Below are 20,274 nucleotides of genomic sequence, written 5' to 3' on the forward strand. Positions count from 1 at the left end.
ACCTGCGACAACTCGGTTAACAGCCGAGTGCTCTACCGACTGAGCTAACGAGGAATATTTTATTTGTAACAGCGACTTTTATAATTTATCATATCCAATTTTAGTTGTCAATATCTATCCATCATTTTTTCTAGTTGTTAAATAGATCTGATTCATTTTTAAAGTTCCTCTACAACGCCCACAACGATAATGTTTAGGATTGATTTTATATTTGCGAAGATAAGTTTGACCACATTTTTGGCAGACGAGTTGATACCGATACGGTCTTTCTTTGCTTTTTGCAACTGGTTTAGAATAGCGACACCCTCCTGTCCGTTTTAGACATTCTTTAAATTCTCTATCTTTGTGTTGATAACCCTTCTCTTGTAAGTGTAAATGATAATGACACAATTCATGTTTGATAATTTGAACTAACTCTTCGATCCCATATTGTTCATAAGATTTTAGATTAAATTCAAGATGATGGCTTTTGGTGAGATATCTTCCCCCAGTCGTCCTTAATCTTGGATTAAACGTTGCTTTATGCAAAAAAGGAAGCCCAAAATATTGAAGGGAAATTTCCTCCACTAATTTTTGCAGTTCTGCTTGTTTCACAAACTTTCACCTTACTGTTTAAAAATACGAACCTAGAATATTGTTTTTTCATACAATATATCAAAAAATCTTCTTTTTAAGGAGGAATTGTGGTGCCTGATTGGTTACGGCGTCAATTCTCCCAAGCGTTTTATTTTAAAGACAAGTATCGAATTAAATTATTAAATGACTTTTGGTTTTCCTATCTTGATAAAGAAAAAAACAAAGAAATGGAAGATTTAGGATAATACCAAATCGGCGACATTAGCCCTTTATTTTGTAGACTTTGGTTTCATGGTGAGACTAATTCTTTTCCTCTTAATATCTGTATTCAGTACCCATACGTCAACAATATCTCCTACAGAAACCACATCTAAAGGATGTTTGACATATTGATCACTTAATTCTGAAATATGGACAAGACCATCTTCTTTTACACCAATATCGACAAAAATCCCAAAATCCACAATATTTCGAACGGTCCCTTTTAACATCATTCCGGGTTTTAAATCTTCGATTTTTAGAACATCTTTATGAAAGATAGGTTTTGGTAATTCATCGCGAGGATCGCGCATCGGTCGAACCAAATTCTCCACGATATCTTCAAGAGTCATCAGTCCAATGTCTAACTTTTCGCTCATGTCTTTTAGATCAATCTGGGAAATCCGTTCCTTTAACTCTTTTGTTCCAATCTCTTCCTTTGAAATACCAATTGTATCTAATAACGCATAAGTTGCTTCATAAGACTCTGGATGGATGGATGTTTTGTCCAAAGGATTTACCCCATCGATTCGCAAGAAGCCGATCGCTTGTTCATAAGTCTTTGCTCCAAACCGAGGGACTTTTTTCAAATCCTCACGGCTAAGAAAAGGACCATTCTTTTCTCGATATGTCACTAAATTTTTGGCTACTGTTTTGTTCATTCCTGAAATGTACTGTAATAAAGAAACAGAAGCAGTATTGGCATCAACACCAACATAGTTGACTACGGATTCGACAACATTTTTCAAACTTTCTTCGAGCTTTTTTTGTGAGACGTCATGTTGGTATTGGCCAACCCCGACAGATTTCGGATCAATTTTGACAAGTTCTGCCAAGGGATCTTGCAATCTTCTGGCAATGGAGATTGCGCTTCTTTCTGATACATCAAGATTTGGAAATTCTTCACGGGCTAATTCAGAAGCCGAATAAACACTAGCACCTGCTTCACTAACAATAATATATGAGACATTTGCATTATATTTACGAATAAAATCAGCGACAAATTGTTCCGTTTCCCTTGAAGCAGTTCCATTACCAATGGCAATAATCTCGATATCGAAACGATCAACCAGATCTTTCAATACCTGATTAGCCTCTTCGATTTTATTCTCTGGCGGAGTGGGATAAATGACCCGTATCTCTTTTACATTTCCGATTGGATCGACAACAGCCAATTTACAACCTGTACGGTAGGCAGGGTCGATCCCCAATACCACTTTCCCCTTAACCGGTGGTTGTAATAATAATTGGCGCAAGTTTGAAGCAAAAATATGGATGGCTTGCTCTTCTGCCTTTTCTGTTAATACTTGCCTTACATCCCTTTCTACTGCAGGAGCAATCAGACGCTTATAACTATCCTCGATAATTTCCCTAAGAAGAATCGGTAAACTCTTAAATGAAAGAAAAGGTTTAAATTTACGAGCAATCCCTTGAAAGATCGCTTCCTCATCGATGGTAATTTTCACCTTTAGAAATCCTTCTTTTTCCCCACGATTAATGGCTAATACCCGATGGTGACGAATCTGTTTGACAGGCTCCTTGTAGTCATAATACATTTCATAAACACTTTCTTGTTCTTTATCTTTTGCTTGAACTTCAATCATACCATGTTTGATTGTATAAGCGCGTACCCACTGCCTTACCATCGGATCATCAGAGATCATTTCAGCAACGATATCTTTTCCACCTTGGATTACGTCTTCAACTTGATGTAATTCTTTTTCTGGATCAAGATAGTTGTTCGCTAAGCTTTCAATTTGCTCGATTTGGTCTGGATCAATCAGTGCTTTTGCTATTGGTTCTAATCCTTTTTCTTTGGCTATACTCGCCCTAGTTTTTCTTTTCGGTTTGAAAGGACGATAAAGATCTTCTACTTGTTGTAGTTTGGTTGCTTGTTCAATCTCTTTCTTCAATTCTTCTGTTAACTTTCCTTGTTCAGCAATTAAACGAAGCACTTCTTGTTTGCGATCATGTAGCGCTTTTAAATAGTTTGCTCGTTCTTCAATTTGACGCAACTTTTCTTCGTCTAAACCACCTGTTCTCTCTTTTCGATAGCGGGCAATAAAAGGGATTGTGTTCCCATCATCCAGTAATTGAAGTACTTGGATGACTTGTTGTTCCTCTAGTTGTAATTCTTTAGCTACTTTTTCAACGATAAACGCCAATAAGTCCATCTTTTTCCTCCTTATAGTAAAAGAAAAAAGCTTCAATTGAAGCCTTTATACATAGAAAAAGAGGGGTTGAAACGAATCCCTCTTAATTGATCAAAAATCGATCAAACCTAAACTAATTTGAAGCCCTTCATTAATTTTTGCCATGATTTCATCATCTAAATGGGTAATTTTATCGGTTAGTCTTTGTTTATCGATCGTGCGAATTTGCTCCAACAAAATGACAGAGTCACGTTCCAATCCATATTGTTTGGCACTAATCTCCACATGAGTCGGTAATTTTGCCTTTTGGATCTGGGCTGTTATGGCTGCGACGATCACTGTCGGACTAAAGCGATTCCCTATATCATTTTGAATGACAAGAACAGGGCGTACCCCACCTTGTTCTGATCCTACTACAGGGGATAAATCCGCAAAAAAAACGTCGCCACGTTTTACGATCAAGTTTTACACCCCGCTAACTAAGCGGTCTATCGCATCATCGGCTTCTTCTTCTAACAAAAAGGATTCTGAAGCAAGATTCAAGTTAATTTTGGCCATTTCCATATACCCTTTTTGCATACTTTCACGAATGGTCTGTTTCCTTTTCTCTTGCAAATATAACTTCATTGCCTCACGGATTAGTTCACTTCGGTTTGATTTTTCCTTTTTAGCTACTCCATCTACCTCTTGTAGTAGGTTTTGAGGTAAGCTGATCATGATTCGTTTCGTATTGGACACTCTTTGCACCCCCACCTAAAATCAAGCAACTCACTCATTATTCCTTTGCAGTTTTTATAATACCATTATGTCGAAAACGATGCAAAATTATACTTAAAGAAAGTTCATAAAAAGAATGACTCTATTATATCAATTATTCGTTGTTTTTGGCAAAATTCCTTCTGTTACTTTTTTCCTAATCCAATAGATAATTATCATACCCTACGATTTTTCCATCACGGTAATAGATTCGAGGAACACGATAACCAACCGATGTAGCTAATTCATAATTAATGGTATCAAGGATCATCGCATGATCACCCATCGTAAGCTGACGGCCGTTTTGCGTTCCATAAATGATAACCTCTTCCCCTTCTTGAATATCAGGAAGATGTGTAACATCGATCATTGTTTGGTCCATACACACTCGACCAATAATTGGAGCTTTTTCCCCACGAACCAATACAAATCCACGATTCGATAATCCTCGAAAAAACCCATCCGCATAGCCAATAGGGATTGTTGCCACAATTGATTCCTTTTTCACCTTATAGGTTGCTCCATAACTAATGGTTTGCCCTGGATATACTTTTTTGATAAAACTAATCTTTGTTTTTAATGTCATAACAGGCTTTAACTGACTAGGATCAATTCCAACCTCATTCGATGGTAACATCCCATATAGACTAATTCCTAATCTTACCATATTTTGCGGTAGATCTGGCAAATCAATGATTGCTGCACTGTTGGACATGTGAATGATTGGGATTTTCTGATATTCCCTGATCAAATGAACAGCTTCCATAAATCGTTGATATTGCAACCTTGTAAATCCCTTATCTTTTTCATCTGCTGTTGCAAAATGAGTAAATACCCCTTCTAATTCAATCCAAGGAGAAGAAGAAATCATGTTATAAAATGATTTCACTTCTTCTGGATAGATACCGATACGCCCCATTCCTGTGTCAATTTTCAGATGAACTTTTAATGGCTTTTTTAACTTCTCTCCGATCTGATGAATTCGTTCTAATACATCTTTTGTAAATACGGTAACACGAATATCGTAATGAAATGCTGCTTCGATCGCTTCTTTAGGGGTATATCCTAATATGAGGATTTGATCTTGAATTCCTGCTTTTCTTAGCTGAATGGCTTCATCCATAAAAGCAACAGCAAAATTGTGAATTCCTATTGATTGGAGGTGATAAACAACAGGTATGGCTCCATGACCATAGGCATTCGCTTTAACGACAGCCATAATTTCTACCGTTTTTGGAAGGTGGTTACGGAAAAAACGAACATTTTCTGTCAATGCATCAAGATTAATTTCTGCTACTGTCGGTCGGTAATAGGGCAACTCCATTTTTTACACCTCTATTTTTTTAGTTTTTGCTGTAAGAGTTGTTGATTCAGTACATCAAGAAAGGAGTCGGATACACTTAAAACCTCTTTTTTTCCATTGATTCGGAAAATATAGTGTAAATCATAAGCCTCTTCAATACGAGATAGAGGAATGGTTTTCTTTTGATTCATCTTTTCAATAATAAGCTCTGTTTCTGTTAACATATATCTAGGACGAACGATTAATTGATAAACAAAGGGTGACAATAAAAGAACCACTCCTGCACTGATCAGTGCGCCCACCTTAAAAATAATACCCGTATTTCCATAAACAAAAGCTAAAATAATCACTAAAACAATAAAAATAATCGTTTCTATCGTCTTATGAAGAAAAGATTTCCTTAATAATAACGTCAAATACGAAGGTTGTTCATCAAATATTATCTTCATCCCTTTCACACACCTTGTCCTATCCTTTTCTAGGACAATCTTAGACTTTTTTTTATCCAATTTCAATCTAATCTATTTCTGCTAAAAAGAAAAGGGCGGATTGTTTCCGCCCAATACTTACTTCCCAGTTTGTGCAAAGACAGATTTTGCAATAGCAACCATCTCTTCTGTTGGAAGGTCACCAGTTAAGAGATACTCAACCCCGTTATAAGTCCAACGTAATGAACGGGTTTCTGTCATTTCAGTTAGAACACCAATCCCATAACCAAGATCGATAATATCTGATTTTGAGAAATCAGGGGCACTAGCCACTGTAGCTTTGGGACGAGATTCAATTAAACTATAATTGAATTCACCCGCATATTTTATGACTACCTTACGTTCATTGTCTTGATTGACTACTTTTAGATCTTTCTTTACCACTCCTGTTGGGATATAGGAGGGTTCAATAATCCCAAAGTTCTTACTATTATCCATATTTTCCATTGCTGGTAAACTTGTTGGTTCCCAACCTTCAAGATTCCGATTCATCTCAAATGCATCATCATCAAATTTTGAACCAAATTCAAATTTAGAGAATACCATCTCCACCAATTTCACTTCATTTGGATCATAAATTTCTACTTTTACTGGTTGTAAGTCTTTATTAAACCAAACTTTTTGAGCGGTAAGTGTTTGATTTTGGTAGTTGGCTTTTACTTGAAAGACATAATTGTCTTCTTCTTTAACAAAGACACGGTCCTTATCTTCAATTACACTTTTTGCTAATGATTCATATAAATAAGGTTGGCCACTTGACTCAGGCCAGTCACTTTTAAAACGGAAGCTCTTTTTGATTGCAGGATCTAAGACAAATACTCCATCATCGTTTTTTAAGACAATCTGTGTTACTTTCGTATTCGCATTGTTTAGTTCAATCCGATAAAAGTGGGGTTGTTTGTACCATACTTGAACATTATATTCTTGTACTGTTTCTCCTGTTTGGATTTTCATTGTTCCTACTGCTTGATAACTATCTAAATCGGCTAACTGATCTTCTAGATCACTGACGATATCACTTGAGTCTTTTGCACCACATCCTGAAAAAAATACCATAAAGATCAAGACGAGCGCCATTAGCAACCATTTCGATCGATGCATATTCAATCATCCCCCTATAGTTTTCGACAGATGAGAGATTCTGTCTATTTCCTGGGAAATGTGTCGGTAATTGCATCAGCGTGATTCGATCATTTGACCAATGGCATACCCGATTTTTTCGACAAGATCCCTAGCTAACGTACTGTAATTGGATGGTTTACTTGCTAAATTACCTGCCAACCCGTGAAGATAAACAGATAGCAAAACAGCGTGGAGTACAGGAATCTTTTGTGCGAGAAAACCTGTTAGCATTCCCGTTAAAACATCCCCTGATCCCCCTTTTGCCAATTCAGGTCCACCAGTGGGATTTAAATAAAGTTCTCCATCTGGAGTAGCAATAATGGAATGAGCACCTTTTAATACGAGATAGACTTGATATGTTGTGGCGAATTCAAGAGCAACTTGAGGGCGATTCTTTTCGATATATTGGATCTCTTTTCCAATGAGTCTTGACATCTCACCTGGATGCGGAGTGATCACGGTTGGGCCAATACGCTGAAGAAGCAAATGGGGATTTTGCGAAAGAAGGTTTAATCCATCGGCATCAATCACTAATGGACCAGAAAAAGAGCTGATAATCTTTCTTAACCCTGATAACCCTTGATCCCAGATCCCCATTCCTGGCCCAATACCTAAAGCAGTATACTTATTTTCACTTGCGATGAGAGGATCCAGAAAAGAAAAATCTAAATGTCCTGTCCGTGTTTCTTCACTACCGATGCAAATCGCCTCTGGCACCTGGTTAAACACCATTGCTTGAATTGACTTTGGAATCACTACAGTTGTTAATCCTGCCCCTGATCTTAAAGCTGCCATTGTTGCTAAGGTTGGCGCTCCAGGCATATCTTTAGAACCGCCAATTAAAAGGGCATGACCATAGGTGCCTTTGTGGCTATTTGCTTTGCGAATAGGAAGTTTGCTTTTTAACACTTCTTTTGTTAACAAATAGCGTTTGATCCCCATTGATGTTGATACCACAGGTGGAATAGAGATATCAACAACCGCTAACTCACCGATATAACTTGCTCCAGGATAGAGAAATTGTCCTAATTTAGGTAAAGCAAACGTTACGGTTAAATCAGCCTGAAATGCTTGATCTACAACTTCACCTGTATTACTGTCTACTCCTGATGGCATATCAATCGCCACTTTTATTGCTTTTGTTTGATTTGCATATTGGATAATTTCAGAAATAGGTTCCCTAGGTCTTCCTTTTGCTCCAGTTCCTAATAAAGCATCAACAATGATATCTGTTTGTTCCATCAATGCGAATAAATCTTTCTTTGTTTCTTGATTGTAAAAATAGACGGGGTATTGAGAATTAACAAGTGCTTGATAATGTATTTTGGTTTCATTAGAGCTCTTGTTTAGGTCGCCAATCACAAAGGTTACAACATCGTATCCTGCGTTTCCAAGGTGCCTTGCAACAACAAACCCATCCCCGCCATTGTTTCCATGCCCTGAGAGTATGAGAACTTTTGCTTGATGATTCACCCTTTCCTTAATTTTTCTTGCTACCTGTACTCCCGCGTTTTCCATCAATACGGAACTAGGTATGCCAATCTCTTCGATCGTTTTTCGGTCCATTTCACGCATTTCTTCCGCAGTTACCAATAACACTTTCCTTTCACCTCACCGCGTTATATATGTATGTCCGAAATTAGACAGATATGCAGGCTGTCTATATTTGTTCGATAATAACTTTTGCAATTGCTAGCGACTTAGAATGGCTAATCGTAATATGGATCTTAAAATCATATGTTAATAAATGATCATTTTTTAAAGTGACAACTGGCTTACCCGAGGGAAGGGGGAGAATTTCAATCTCTTTCCAACTAAGCCCCTTGCCAATTCCTGTCCCTAAAGCTTTTGCCACCGCTTCTTTACCCGCAAAACGACCTGCTAAATACTCAATTTTTCGCTTAGTGGACGTTGGTAGATATTCCTTTTCCGCTTTCGTTAAAATTTTATTAATAAACGAGATTTCGTTTCTTTCGACAATTTTTCTAATTCGCTCTAGTTCAATAAGATCAACGCCAATACCAAATATCACCAATGTCGCCTCCTTTTTTTCATCTTAAACGATTTCATTTCTTAGCTCAACTTAACTTTTTACCTAGCGGTTTGTATGTTTAACGCTGCTCCTAACTTTGGAAACAGCGGAATCGCAAGACAATGGACTTTCACCGTCTAGTTTGTGCCCATGCTGGACGTATGTAAAAAAAGACTGCCTTAAAAAGCAGTCCCGTTTGCTATTCCTTATACTTTGTTATAAGATGCGCTTGCGTTTCTTTTCCAGTAACCCATTAAAACTACAAGGATAGTAATGGAGATTGGTATAATAAGATCTAATAAAGGAAGTTGAGAAATAATCTCTCTATGTATGATACTGTCTTCAACAATCATCTTTCCTGCTGTCCAAGCAATAATTGCTCCTCCAAGAAAAATAATAATAGGGAACCTTTCGATAAATCGGAGAATAATTCCACTTCCCCAGACAATAATCGGAATACTGATTAATAATCCAAGTACAACTAATAAGGGATGACCATGTGCTGCTCCAGCAACGGCTAATACATTATCAATTCCCATTAATAAATCGGCGATGACTATTGTTTTAATTGCGGCCCAAGTATTTTCACCAGATTTCACTTCATCATGTTTTTCTTCTTCAACTAATAATTTATATGCAATCCAAACGAGAAGAATTCCTCCAACAAACTTAATAAATGGTACTTTTAACACATAAACAGCTACAGCTGTTAATATTGCTCTTACTGCAACAGCACCAAAAACACCCCAGAAAACAGCTTTCTTCCGTTGTTTTTGATTTAGTTTTCTCGTCGCTAAAGCAATCAAGATCGCGTTATCTCCGCCAAGGACGATATCAATCATAATAATACTGAGTAGACTGCTGAAAAATTGAAGACTGAGTATATCCATAAATGCACCCCCATTCTTTATCATGCCTAATCATTTGAAAAAAATTTCCCTTCATGAAAAAAGACCCTTATCTAAAGATAAAGGTCTTGCTAACAACCATTATTGTTGCCAACAAAGCCGAGGAATCAACATTCCTGTCATGACGACTTTGTTGTTTAATAGCTACTCCCCTTTAATCTAAGGGTACCATGAAAAATAAGGAAAGTCAAATGTGGATTAATGAATACCTAATGCCATCTTTGCCATTTTTGACATGCGATTTCGATCCCAAGGTGGGTTCCAAACTAAATCAACCTGCACATCGTTAATTCCTTCAATTTGTTTTAGAGCTTGTTGTACTTGCCCAGCAATCGAACCAGCTAGCGGACAACCAATAGCCGTTAACGTCATTTGGATCTTAACGTTTTTTTCATCATCCATTTGCACCTTATAAACTAAGCCTAAATTTATAATATCAATATTGATTTCGGGATCATTGACTTCCATTAACGCATCAATGATCTCTTGTTTCAACTTTTCATCTTCAATTCCCTCGAAATCAATGGGAGCGATCTCTTGTAATTCATCGGACAAAGACACAAACATCACCTCATTAAAATAGAGTTAATGACCAAAACGATCATAGATAACTATAGCATACCCTATTTCGTTGAGATTGTTAACCTTTGAAAAATAGCGAACTATTTGCCATTGCTACGATTCCTGGTTTATATTCCTTCACGGGTGGCAGTTCATCTTCAAATTGATACCCTGGACCTCCCATACCATTGCATTCTCCTTTCCTATTCAATATAAGCATTATACAAAAAAGGAGGCATGATTGCCACCTTTTTACTATCTACATCTTCCTTTCCTTATACCACCATTTCCCCTTGGACCAATTCCTTTTCTTTCAATGGCTGCACGGAGATTCGTTTCCATCCGATTCAAGATGAACTTTGCCTGATCATCAGTAATCTTCTTCTCTTTAACCAATTGATCAACCTGTGCTTTTTTAGCCGCCTTCATTTCCGTCATGATTTTTTCGATTGGGATTCCCTTTTCTTTTGCTAGATCAGCTATTGATTTACCCTTTAATCGCTCTAAATACACTTGCTCCTCTGTCATATTGAGCGCCTTTGCAATGGTTGATCTCATTGTTCCGCCAAAATGTCGTCCCATGCCTAAAAAAGGCTGCCAAGAAGTGGTATTATCCTTTTTTAAGTTTTGTTTTACAATTCCACCATCTTCTTCTGCAAAAGCGATAGAACCAAAGATGACCAATAATCCCATAACGGTAAGTAAAACTCGATTGGTCCAAGTTTTGTTCTTCTTCATTTTCCTAAGCACCTCTCTTCTTTTTTTTTGTGGAAGTGATCTTCCACTTTTATCTTGTCCGAGAGTGTGTTTAGATTTTCTTTATAAAGTGTTAAGAAATGTTTAAGATTTCATCTGGCCCTTCCGAGGTATTTGTTTTTTTTTATAGATAAAATATCCCCAGAATATCGCTCCTATGATTACAATAATCAGCGCGATTCTCATATAATGGTGTATTATCTTATATAAATGATGCCAATGTTCTCCTAAAAAATAGCCTAGATTGACAAAAACCAAGACCCAAACTAATCCACCTGGAAAAGCATAAAGGGCAAATGTTCCATAAGACCAATTACTGATTCCTGCAAAAATCGCACTAAAGTGACGTACTCCCGCAATATAATAACCAATGGACACCGTATATTTACCAAATCGATTAAAGAATTTTTCTACATGCTTTAATCGTTCAGGAGTCACTCGTATCTTTGCTCCATACTTTTCTAAAAAGGGCAAGCCTAACCTTTTGCCAATGATAAAGCTCACCGTCATACCGATCATGCTTCCTGAAAAGGCTACTAGTATCGTTAAAAAATAATTAAGATGCTCTTTAGTAATCAAATATCCAGCCAACATCATAATCGTTTCATCAGGGATCGGTAGTCCTACAATACCAAGAATCAACGAGACAAAGATTCCGATATATCCGTAATTTGCAATTATATGTAAGATGGTATCACGCATAAATTGGCTCCTTCATTTTCTTATCAGTAAGTTTCCATTTTTATTCTAACCTAAAAAAACGCGCTAACTCATCATTCTACTCTTTTATCCTCTAAAACGAACCAGAAAAAGGGAAAAAGAATACAGAAAAAGTCGAAGAGGACTTGTTAGGTTCTCTTCGGCTTTATTTACCCACTATACAATACTCTTTTGTTGTTTTTTTTGCTTTAAGCGTATTGCGAAATAATAAGGAACCAGAGACGGCTGATAAGAATAAGCCAGGGTTTCAATCATCGTTGCTGACGCCACAAATAATATTCCAACTTGAGGACTCATGATCGTAAAATCAAATAGCCCCTGCCCTAAAATAGCCGCTTGAATAGCTGCTAATAAAGGAGTAAGTTGATTTTTGAAACGATATAATACCTTAATCTCTTTGAATAATTCCCATATCATCCAGATAAAAATCGCTAAACCAATTAACCCAAGAGTAGTCGCAATCGTTAAAGGAATATTGTGAGCGTGAAATGCATGATACTTATTGAAAACATAATTATTAGAGGTGTAAATCCCCATTAATCCCCAACCGGTGACCGGTTTAATAACAAACAAATAAACAGCATTTTCCCAGATCGATACCCGTCCATCAATGGTAGCAAACAAGCTATTTCCTCTAGGAAACCATTGTGGATGGTGCAACATTAAAATGGTTCCACTTAAAAATAAAACTAAAATAGTGATAACCTTTTTCTTATGGCCTAAGAAATAAAAATATGTTGCAAAACCAATAATTAGGCCAATTGTCCCACCCCGGGAACCAGTCCAAAATAAAACAATCAGATATAGTAACGTAGCAATCGCATAAAACCACTTTTTACGTCCTTCATTCTTGTTAAAGAAATAAAATCCGATTAACGTCATGATCGCATACCAAGTACCAGCAAGGTTCGGATTGTTAAAAGTTCCTGAAATTCGTTTTACGTCAATCGAACCTAATTGTCGAGTACCGAATAAAAATTTCCACCAAGCTGGATCATAATTAATCACTTTCAAAGCTTCTAAAACACCAATGAAAGCTGACCCAATGGAAATTATGAAAATCGAGTGAAGTACTTTCATCATCATTTCTTCAGTACGATAATTTTCTTGAACATAAATACTCACAATTAAAAAAGCTAATATTCCTAAAGATGCAAACAGAGATAAAATTTGTGAGTTGATCAAGCTTACGAAAGAAGACCAAATAAATAATAAAAACAACCCAATTGTCCAAACATTTCTCAACACCAATTTTTCATTCTTTATTAAAGAATATATTAAATAAAGAGCGGGTAGAAATGCTAGATATGGTGAATATGTGATCAAAACCATACCTAAATACACCGTCTCCAACCCCCCTGCCATTTTCTCTTTTTATCTTAAAGTTACAATTATTATATGCCTATTTCCTGATTCTAAAAAAAAATCACAATTGAGTCCTCTATAATTGTAAAGTAAATTTGGCATTTATTCGTTAATATCTTATCAACAAAATGTTTTTATAGCAATAAATAAACCAAAAATTAACAAAAAGAACAATTATTTGTTTTTTCTTGTCAAAGATACGATATCAAATCCCATTTTCGGATCGGGCGACAAATTGGGATCAAATTTTCTTTCACCTTTATTTTTCTCCTGATAGTCAATGGTTTCTAATTGTAAAATGGAATGCCGAATACCGTATTTCCCTCTTAGTACCTTTTTTACTTCATGTAACAAATCATGTCCTTCTGATACAGGTTGTTCTTCAACGACAATATGCGCCGTTAGCATGACTTCTTCAGCAGAAATACCCCAAATATGAACATCATGAACGGAATGAACTCCTGGTACACTTTCCATATCCTTTGTGATTTCATCAACATCAAAATTAGAAGGTACCCCTTCTAATAAAATCCAAAAGGATTCCCTTAACATCGAGAAAGCACCACGTAGAATAATACTTGCAAAAACGATACTTATGATAGGGTCGATCCATAACCAACCTGTAAAATGAAGAATCATTCCACCTAAGATGACTCCAGCATAAGAAAAGACATCACCAACGAAGTGTAAAACTGCACTCCTCACATTTAAGTTTTGTTCTTCTTTACGGAGAAATAGCACGATTGTTCCTGTTATCACTAAACCAAGAATCGCTAGGTAAACCATTCCTAATGATTTTACCTCTTTGGGATGGAAAATACGTAATACAGCTGTATAAAAAATATAAAATGATATAGCTATTAAGGTTAAATTATTAAAAAAAGCTGCAAAAATTCCAAAACGATGATAACCAAAGGTTAATCGTTTATTCGCTGGTTTTCTAGCTTGCCTTAGTGCAAACCAACTAACTCCTAAAGCTAAAATATCACTTAATAGATACCATGCATCACTTAAAATTGCCAAACTATTGGTCAATATACCTCCGATAATTTCGGCCACAAACAACAAAAATGTTAACCAAAAAGCAATATTGATGCCTGTACTTTTTTTATCTGTTACATGATGGGCATGTTGCACAAAGAAATCCCCTTTCAACGGAATCTTTCCATTTTATATATGCTAATGAGATTTTTTTATTCCTCTTTTATATAAATACCGGTTTCTAAATATTGTCAAGCAAAACATAACCGTTACGCCTCACTACAAATTTAGCTGATAAATTCTCCCCAAATTTTATTTTTATACTTCACGCTACACCAATCATTTCTTTTCCTGAAACATATATAACAAGTAGATCACAAGATATATGACAATAAAAATACTTGAATAACGATACATATGCTCATAATTCGTCATCTCTGCTATGGTTCCTAAAACCATTGCCCCTCCAGCAATCCCTAAGTCAAATGCGGAGAAAAACGTGGCATTGGCAGCCCCTCTGCGATCAGCAGAAACTCGGTTGATCGTCCAAGCCTGTAAAGAAGGTTGTATTGAGCCAAAACCTATTCCATAAAAAACAGCGGCTAAAATTAACGTAAGATTGGAAGATGCGTAAGATAATAGAATTAGCCCAATAATTGTAAAAAAGGCACTTGGAAATAAAACGAAAAAATGCCCCTTTTTATCAAAAAGTCTACCTGAAATAGGACGAGTAATGAATACAAAAAGCGCATTCATTGTAAAAAACCAACCCACATTTTCAATCCCAGCTTCTTTTCCGAACAAAGTAATGAAACTAACAATGCCTCCATATGTAATAGAAAATAATAAAACAAGTAGCGATGGGAATAATGCCCTTTTTTCGATTAAACGAGAAGTAAAAGAAGTATGAACATTCTTTGACATATTTCTGTTCGTTTCCGGGATTTTAATAAAAAACGTTAAAAGAAAAGCCAAAAAGGTGCTAACAAACGAAGTGAAAAATAATACGCCAAAACCAGAAGAACGAATGATCATAACCCCGATCATTGGCCCGATCGCCATGGCTAACGTGGAGGATAAACCAAAATACCCCATCCCCTCTCCTCTTCTTGCAGCAGGAATTAAATCAGAGGCAACCGTACCATTTGTTGTTGAAGATATTCCCCATCCTAATCCATGAACAATACGCAAAAATAAGACGAGCAAAACTGTAATGGCGATGTAATAACTTCCGATTGCAAATAAACTAATGATGAAACCAACCATTAATACCTTCTTTCTTCCGATAAGATCTAAAGCTGCACCAGAAAACGGACGAATCAAAACTGCAGAAATGGTAAAAAGACTTATTACCATACCAACGGCAAGATTTCCACCACCTTTTTGCGAAACATAAGCAGGTAGTGTCGGGAGCAACATTTGAAAGCCAAAGAATAAGAGCAAATTGGAAAGGGATAACAAGATAAAATCTTTTGTCCATAAACGATCTTTGTTTATTTGTTTCTCACTTTTCATTCATCACCAACTACCTTTTTTATTATTAAACTTACTTTACTTGTTTCTTAAAGATTCTCAATAACTTTCTCAAATCGATTCAATAACTTTTCCAGATTAATAATATGCACTTCTTTAATCCGATCATAAATTTGCTTTGCCATCTCTTCATCATAAACATGAGATGTTTTATTTCGATCTATCATCATGTCAATCCATGCTTCCCCATCTTCGATCATATTTATTTCATAGGCTTTCCGAATCGCACTTCTCGGACTGTTTGCCTCAATTCCCTCATATTCCAAAAAGAGCTTCATCAGTTTCCAACTTAATTCAAAGGTGAATTCAAAACGTTGAATCACACCATCGATAATGATATCTTGAATGATATCTTGATACGCCTCTATTTGTAGACTCTCTTTTAAGCGTTCTAAAGCGTTTTTAAAATCTTGAAATCTTTCAAGAAGCCTTTCTTTTGTCATAGATCTTCACCCCTTCACGCATAATATTTTCCTTCAATTTTTCTTTTGAAAGAGATTGAAAATGCACCACATCAAAATCTAGAGGTGTATTTAATTCTTTTAATTCATCAATCAATAAATTCACATCATTTTGCAATAGTCGTTCGCCAAAAACACATAGATCAATATCTGAAGTTTTCTTTCCATTCCCTTTTGCTCTTGATCCAAAAACGACCACTTTCTCAATATGCTCATATTTTGAAATCACATTTATGATTTGATTTAATAAATCCTCAGAAACACCTAATTGAGATGCTAAGGACAATGTCTTCACCTCACATACAAAAATAGCTATTATTATGAATCATTATCTCATAATAATAGCTGATACAGACAGTATTATTTTATCCTTTTTAATACTTCTGTTAGAAAGGCAAACACTCTTTGGGTAGAAGAAATGCTTAACGATTCTTCAGGAGTATGAGCATTGTAGATATTTGGCCCAATGGAAACCATATCCACATCACCAAGCTTTTCCTTTAAGAATCCACATTCTAAACCAGCATGTATGGCATCGACCTTCATTTCTTTATGATTCAATTCTTTATATACTTCATTCATGATCTCGCGGATTCGGGAATTCGGCTCATATTCCCATGCAGGATAATCGGAGACCAACTCCATTTTCGCACCAATCAATTCGCAAATACTTCCGATTCGGTCGTTAATCTCATCTTTTAAGGATTTCACCGAACTTCTTACGGCACTGCTTAAAATGATTTCTTCTTCTTTTGTTTCCAATGTCCCAATATTATTGGAACTTTCCACTAACCCTTGAATATTGGCACTCATGGTTTGTACACCAAAGGGTAACAAACGAAGCGCGTGGATGAGATGTTTCTTGGTTGTATTCTTAAATACTTTTTCTACTTTTTCTCCTTTGTTCAATTGAATTTGAATATTTGGATCTGACGCTTCAAATTCTTTATGAAAAATGTTCTGATACTGATCAACAATTTTTTCTAATTCTTTAACCTCCCCTTCGTCAACCAAAATTGTGGCAGAAGCCATTTTCGGAATCGCGTTCATTTTTTCTCCGCCATTTACAGCAGCAATTTGTATGTTAAGTCTTTGATCAAGGGCTTTTAAAACTCTTCCTAATAATTTAATGGCACTGGCACGATTTTTATCAATTTCAATCCCAGAGTGTCCCCCTCGCAATCCTTTAATGGTTAAAGTATAAACTTGCTTCATTCCATTACTGTCTTGCCAATCAATCGGAATATGTACAACATTATTGACTCCTCCGGCACAAGAGGCAAGCATGACTCCCTCTTCTTCGGAATCAAGGTTGATGAGAATCTTTCCTTTTAAATGCTCTGGATGAAGATGAAGGACACCATCCATCCCTGTTTCTTCACTAACGGTAAATAAACACTCAAGGGGAGGATGCTCTAATTCATCCGATTCCAAAATAGCCATCATCATAGCGACTGCGATTCCATTGTCAGCTCCTAATGTGGTCCCTTCTGTTTTAATCAAATCCCCATCGACTACTAAAGGAATAGGATCTTTGGCAAAATCAAAGGGATAATCCTCTTTCTTCACACAAACCATATCCATATGGCCTTGCAAAATAACAGTAGGTGCCTGTTCATATCTTTTTGTCCCCGGCTTTTTGATAATCACATTCCCAGATTCCTCTTGAATGACCTCAAGCCCAAGATTTTTCCCAAATTGGGTTAAATAATTACTAATTTGTTGCTCATTTCCTGATTCTCTTGGAATTCTACTAATCGCTTCAAAATTGCGAAATACAGCTTCAGGTTGAATTCCTGCCAATCGATCACCCATTGGTCAATACTCCTTTCTTTCTATAAACTTATTCTTCTTTCTTTTCTAAGATAATGAACTTGTTATTCCTTAAAATGTTCATATAGGTAATTAACCTTTCATATAACGGCTCTATCTCATCGCCAAACTCTAATTTTAACAATCTTCCGATCTCTTGAATATCTCTTTTGCCATCAATTTGTTTCCAAATATAGGTTCCAATCTTGTCTAAATCAATCCTCATCACCTTGGGGGTGTTTTTAAACATTCTAACGATACGATCCAGCAAACGGTTTCTCGGAATAATGATTTGAACAACCCCATCTTCGGTTATGATCGATTCATATTTTGATGTTTTCTTGGGAACTAACTCTAAAATATTATCTTTTCTTGAGATTTTTTTCGCCATAAGCCTACCTCTTATCTTTTATTATATAAAAAAAGAGGATAAGAAATATCCTCCTTATTCTAGCTTGGATGAATTAGACCTTTTTTAGTACAGAGAATTTCATTAACAGATAAGTTAAGATCCCAAAGAAAATTAAAGATCCAATCTGTCCTAAATCAATACCAAGAACAAGATCGATTCCTAATACTGCAAGAATAGCTAATATGATACCAACTAAACCTTCACCAGCAATCAAACCTGATGCAAACAGGATTCCTGTATCAATTTTTTGGTTAATCATTTGTTCTTGATCAGGATTTTTTGCTAGTTTTCGATTTAAGATTCCACGAATGATTCCACCCACCATGATCGGTGTACTTAAGTGGATGGGTAAATATATACCAATGGCAATGGGTAATACAGGTAAGCCTAATAATTCAATCGCAACCCCAATTCCCATTCCTGTAAAAATTAGTGTCCATGGTAAGTTCCCACCCATAACTCCTTCGATAACTAACCTCATCAAAGTAGCTTGTGGTGCTGGCAATTCAGAAGAACCGAATCCCCACGCTTCATTTAATAAAGTAAGTACATAACCAATGACTAACCCAGAAGCAACAACACCAATAATTTCTCCGATTTGTTGTTTTTTCGGAGTCGCTCCTACAAGAAATCCTGTTTTTAAATCTTGAGAGGTATCACCAGCGATGGCAGCGATAATCGCGATGATCGAACCAACAATTAAAGTTGCAATCATGCCTTCTTTTCCATCATTTCCCGTCGCTTTAAAAATAATCGCTGTAATGATAAGAGTTGCGATTGTCATTCCAGAAATGGGGTTGGATGAACTACCTACAAGCCCAACAATTCGAGAAGAAACCGTCGCAAAGAAGAAACCAAAAATTGCGATTAATAAAGCCCCTACAAACCCTACAGGGATAATGGGTAACATCATCATTGCAAGAATGATAACAAGAACTCCAATTAAAACAAGTTTTAATGAAATATCTTGATCTGTTCTTTCTGTTGCTTTTCCACCAATGCCACCAGAATAATCTTTGATTGCATCCTTGAATGTTTGGATAATTAAAGGTAATGATTTAATTAAGCTAAAGATCCCACCAAATGCAACGGCTCCAGCACCCACATAACGGATATAGCTGTCCCAAATTCCCCAATAACCCAATTCACTAATTGGAACAGTTGCTGGGTACATAATGATTTTCCCCATACTTCCGATATAATCGATTAAAGGAATGAGTCCAAACCAGCCGATCACTGCACCAGCTAACATGTATGCTGAAATTTGCGGGCCAATAATGAAACCAACCCCAAGAAGTGCAGGTAATACATCCCCACCAATGGCAGCCCCTTTATATCCAGGGATTGGTGTTTCAATTTCACTAGGGAACAACTTGAAACCATCAGCAATAAACTTATAAATAGCTCCGATTCCCAGTCCTAGGAAAGTGGTTTTTGCTTTTTCTCCACCTTCTTCACCTGCTAATAAAACTTCTGCACATGCCGTTCCTTCTGGATAAGGAAGAACTCCATGTTCTTTTACGATTAATGCTTTTCTTAAAGGAATCATAAATAAAACACCAAGGGTTCCACCAATTAACGAAATAAGGGTGATCGTTAATAAACTTGGGGATCCCATTTTCCATTGTGTTGTCCAAATATAAAGAGCTGGTAATGTAAAGATTGCCCCAGCAGCAAGAGATTCTCCAGCAGAACCAATGGTTTGCACTAAGTTATTTTCTAAAATAGAGTCCTTTTTAAAAATACCTCTAATGATTCCCATTGAAATAACGGCTGCAGGAATGGATGCACTGATCGTCATTCCTACCTTTAGCCCTAAGTAGGCATTTGCAGCACCAAATATCACAGCTAAAAGAATTCCTAGAAGGAATGACGTTTTCGTGAATTCTGGCAGAACTTTATCAGCTGCAATAAAAGGCCGGAATTCCTTTGTGTTGTTATTGTTTTGTGCCATTTTATCTCCTCTCCTATTTTAAATTTGCAATCTCAAAAGGATTTAAATTTATTTGAAAATTGTGGCCACAACTTATTATGATACTTTTGACAAAACATGTACTATTATAAAGATTTTTAGGAG

General features: G+C 36.3%; 22 protein-coding genes and 1 pseudogene. 1 reads left to right on the top strand and 22 read right to left on the bottom strand.

All coding sequences use genetic code 11. From position 1 onward, the window contains the following. Positions 1 to 114 precede the first annotated feature (114 nt). On the bottom strand, positions 115 to 594 hold the full coding sequence (locus tag ACMW72_RS10770) for a SprT family protein (protein ID WP_418368846.1): 480 nt from the start codon (positions 592 to 594) through the stop codon (positions 115 to 117). A 92-nt stretch (positions 595 to 686) separates the two neighbouring features. Between ACMW72_RS10770 and cmpA the strand changes: the two genes are divergently transcribed. After that, on the top strand, positions 687 to 821 hold the full coding sequence (gene cmpA, locus ACMW72_RS10775) for a cortex morphogenetic protein CmpA (RefSeq protein WP_418368847.1): 135 nt from the start codon (positions 687 to 689) through the stop codon (positions 819 to 821). A gap of 24 nt (positions 822 to 845) precedes the next feature. Here the strand turns inward: cmpA and ACMW72_RS10780 are convergent, their stop codons facing one another. The 21 genes and pseudogenes from ACMW72_RS10780 to ACMW72_RS10880 form a co-directional block, all read right to left on the bottom strand. Continuing rightward, positions 846 to 3,008: a Tex family protein gene (locus tag ACMW72_RS10780; protein ID WP_418368848.1), complete on the bottom strand. Its 2,163-nt coding sequence runs from the start codon at positions 3,006 to 3,008 to the stop codon at positions 846 to 848. A gap of 90 nt (positions 3,009 to 3,098) precedes the next feature. Then, positions 3,099 to 3,449, bottom strand: a complete 351-nt coding sequence (locus tag ACMW72_RS10785) for a type II toxin-antitoxin system PemK/MazF family toxin (protein WP_418368849.1) — start codon at positions 3,447 to 3,449, stop codon at positions 3,099 to 3,101. 3 nt (positions 3,450 to 3,452) lie between these two features. Beyond that, positions 3,453 to 3,704: a CopG family ribbon-helix-helix protein gene (locus ACMW72_RS10790; RefSeq protein ID WP_418368878.1), complete on the bottom strand. Its 252-nt coding sequence runs from the start codon at positions 3,702 to 3,704 to the stop codon at positions 3,453 to 3,455. A gap of 196 nt (positions 3,705 to 3,900) precedes the next feature. Next, complete coding sequence (alr, locus tag ACMW72_RS10795) at positions 3,901 to 5,067, bottom strand: alanine racemase (protein WP_418368850.1); 1,167 nt, start codon at positions 5,065 to 5,067, stop codon at positions 3,901 to 3,903. Between the two features lie 11 nt (positions 5,068 to 5,078). Then, positions 5,079 to 5,495 (bottom strand): hypothetical protein, encoded by a 417-nt coding sequence (locus tag ACMW72_RS10800; RefSeq protein ID WP_418368851.1) that lies wholly within the window; start codon positions 5,493 to 5,495, stop codon positions 5,079 to 5,081. Between the two features lie 117 nt (positions 5,496 to 5,612). Continuing rightward, on the bottom strand, positions 5,613 to 6,635 hold the full coding sequence (locus tag ACMW72_RS10805; protein ID WP_418368852.1) for a DUF4367 domain-containing protein: 1,023 nt from the start codon (positions 6,633 to 6,635) through the stop codon (positions 5,613 to 5,615). Positions 6,636 to 6,710: 75 nt separating this feature from the next. Then, entirely contained in the window at positions 6,711 to 8,255 is a 1,545-nt protein-coding gene (locus ACMW72_RS10810; RefSeq protein WP_418368853.1) for an NAD(P)H-hydrate dehydratase, read from the bottom strand. Positions 8,256 to 8,316: 61 nt separating this feature from the next. Next, positions 8,317 to 8,688 (bottom strand): holo-ACP synthase, encoded by a 372-nt coding sequence (acpS, locus tag ACMW72_RS10815; protein WP_418368854.1) that lies wholly within the window; start codon positions 8,686 to 8,688, stop codon positions 8,317 to 8,319. A gap of 206 nt (positions 8,689 to 8,894) precedes the next feature. Next, the gene (locus ACMW72_RS10820; RefSeq protein WP_418368855.1) at positions 8,895 to 9,578 is read right to left on the bottom strand and encodes a TerC family protein; all 684 of its coding nucleotides are present in this window, start codon (positions 9,576 to 9,578) and stop codon (positions 8,895 to 8,897) included. 216 nt (positions 9,579 to 9,794) lie between these two features. Further along, positions 9,795 to 10,163, bottom strand: a complete 369-nt coding sequence (locus ACMW72_RS10825; protein WP_418368856.1) for a metal-sulfur cluster assembly factor — start codon at positions 10,161 to 10,163, stop codon at positions 9,795 to 9,797. A 94-nt stretch (positions 10,164 to 10,257) separates the two neighbouring features. Beyond that, a pseudogene (locus ACMW72_RS10830) lies at positions 10,258 to 10,347 on the bottom strand (peptidylprolyl isomerase); the annotation flags it as partial. Positions 10,348 to 10,412: 65 nt separating this feature from the next. Beyond that, positions 10,413 to 10,895 carry a hypothetical protein gene (locus tag ACMW72_RS10835; protein ID WP_418368857.1) on the bottom strand — a complete coding sequence of 161 codons (483 nt, stop codon included), beginning with the start codon at positions 10,893 to 10,895 and terminating at the stop codon, positions 10,413 to 10,415. Between the two features lie 102 nt (positions 10,896 to 10,997). Then, on the bottom strand, positions 10,998 to 11,615 hold the full coding sequence (locus ACMW72_RS10840) for a DedA family protein (protein ID WP_418368858.1): 618 nt from the start codon (positions 11,613 to 11,615) through the stop codon (positions 10,998 to 11,000). Between the two features lie 174 nt (positions 11,616 to 11,789). Further along, a complete protein-coding gene (locus ACMW72_RS10845) occupies positions 11,790 to 12,881 on the bottom strand; it encodes an O-antigen ligase family protein (RefSeq protein WP_418368859.1) in 1,092 nt (363 codons plus the stop codon). A gap of 291 nt (positions 12,882 to 13,172) precedes the next feature. Beyond that, positions 13,173 to 14,135 carry a cation diffusion facilitator family transporter gene (locus ACMW72_RS10850; protein WP_418368860.1) on the bottom strand — a complete coding sequence of 321 codons (963 nt, stop codon included), beginning with the start codon at positions 14,133 to 14,135 and terminating at the stop codon, positions 13,173 to 13,175. Between the two features lie 183 nt (positions 14,136 to 14,318). Then, complete coding sequence (locus tag ACMW72_RS10855) at positions 14,319 to 15,494, bottom strand: MFS transporter (protein ID WP_418368861.1); 1,176 nt, start codon at positions 15,492 to 15,494, stop codon at positions 14,319 to 14,321. A gap of 47 nt (positions 15,495 to 15,541) precedes the next feature. Further along, the gene (locus ACMW72_RS10860; protein ID WP_418368862.1) at positions 15,542 to 15,955 is read right to left on the bottom strand and encodes a nucleotidyltransferase substrate binding protein; all 414 of its coding nucleotides are present in this window, start codon (positions 15,953 to 15,955) and stop codon (positions 15,542 to 15,544) included. Continuing rightward, positions 15,933 to 16,259, bottom strand: coding sequence for a nucleotidyltransferase domain-containing protein (locus ACMW72_RS10865; protein ID WP_418368863.1), 327 nt, complete (start codon positions 16,257 to 16,259; stop codon positions 15,933 to 15,935). Before ACMW72_RS10865 ends, ACMW72_RS10860 begins: the two co-directional genes overlap by 23 nt. A 74-nt stretch (positions 16,260 to 16,333) precedes the next feature. Next, entirely contained in the window at positions 16,334 to 17,788 is a 1,455-nt protein-coding gene (locus ACMW72_RS10870) for an aminoacyl-histidine dipeptidase (RefSeq protein WP_418368864.1), read from the bottom strand. A 28-nt stretch (positions 17,789 to 17,816) separates the two neighbouring features. After that, on the bottom strand, positions 17,817 to 18,176 hold the full coding sequence (locus tag ACMW72_RS10875) for a PqqD family protein (RefSeq protein ID WP_418368865.1): 360 nt from the start codon (positions 18,174 to 18,176) through the stop codon (positions 17,817 to 17,819). A gap of 73 nt (positions 18,177 to 18,249) precedes the next feature. Then, positions 18,250 to 20,151, bottom strand: coding sequence for an OPT family oligopeptide transporter (locus ACMW72_RS10880; protein WP_418368866.1), 1,902 nt, complete (start codon positions 20,149 to 20,151; stop codon positions 18,250 to 18,252). Positions 20,152 to 20,274: the final 123 nt, after the last annotated feature.

Origin of the sequence: Tepidibacillus sp. LV47 (assembly GCF_048381575.1) — a bacterium.
GTDB lineage: Bacteria > Bacillota > Bacilli > Tepidibacillales > Tepidibacillaceae > Tepidibacillus.

Bases quoted from the DNA above. Each gene is read 5' to 3' on its own strand.
- alr (WP_418368850.1), bottom strand. From the start codon at position 5,067: ATGGAGTTGCCCTATTACCGACCGACAGTAGCAGAAATTAATCTTGAT.
- ACMW72_RS10855 (WP_418368861.1), bottom strand. From the start codon at position 15,494: ATGAAAAGTGAGAAACAAATAAACAAAGATCGTTTATGGACAAAAGAT.
- ACMW72_RS10860 (WP_418368862.1), bottom strand. From the start codon at position 15,955: ATGACAAAAGAAAGGCTTCTTGAAAGATTTCAAGATTTTAAAAACGCT.
- ACMW72_RS10780 (WP_418368848.1), bottom strand. From the start codon at position 3,008: ATGGACTTATTGGCGTTTATCGTTGAAAAAGTAGCTAAAGAATTACAA.
- ACMW72_RS10820 (WP_418368855.1), bottom strand. From the start codon at position 9,578: ATGGATATACTCAGTCTTCAATTTTTCAGCAGTCTACTCAGTATTATT.
- ACMW72_RS10835 (WP_418368857.1), bottom strand. From the start codon at position 10,895: ATGAAGAAGAACAAAACTTGGACCAATCGAGTTTTACTTACCGTTATG.
- ACMW72_RS10790 (WP_418368878.1), bottom strand. From the start codon at position 3,704: ATGATCAGCTTACCTCAAAACCTACTACAAGAGGTAGATGGAGTAGCT.
- ACMW72_RS10840 (WP_418368858.1), bottom strand. From the start codon at position 11,615: ATGCGTGATACCATCTTACATATAATTGCAAATTACGGATATATCGGA.
- ACMW72_RS10880 (WP_418368866.1), bottom strand. From the start codon at position 20,151: ATGGCACAAAACAATAACAACACAAAGGAATTCCGGCCTTTTATTGCA.
- ACMW72_RS10875 (WP_418368865.1), bottom strand. From the start codon at position 18,176: ATGGCGAAAAAAATCTCAAGAAAAGATAATATTTTAGAGTTAGTTCCC.
- ACMW72_RS10825 (WP_418368856.1), bottom strand. From the start codon at position 10,163: ATGTTTGTGTCTTTGTCCGATGAATTACAAGAGATCGCTCCCATTGAT.
- ACMW72_RS10870 (WP_418368864.1), bottom strand. From the start codon at position 17,788: ATGGGTGATCGATTGGCAGGAATTCAACCTGAAGCTGTATTTCGCAAT.
- ACMW72_RS10800 (WP_418368851.1), bottom strand. From the start codon at position 5,495: ATGAAGATAATATTTGATGAACAACCTTCGTATTTGACGTTATTATTA.
- ACMW72_RS10805 (WP_418368852.1), bottom strand. From the start codon at position 6,635: ATGCATCGATCGAAATGGTTGCTAATGGCGCTCGTCTTGATCTTTATG.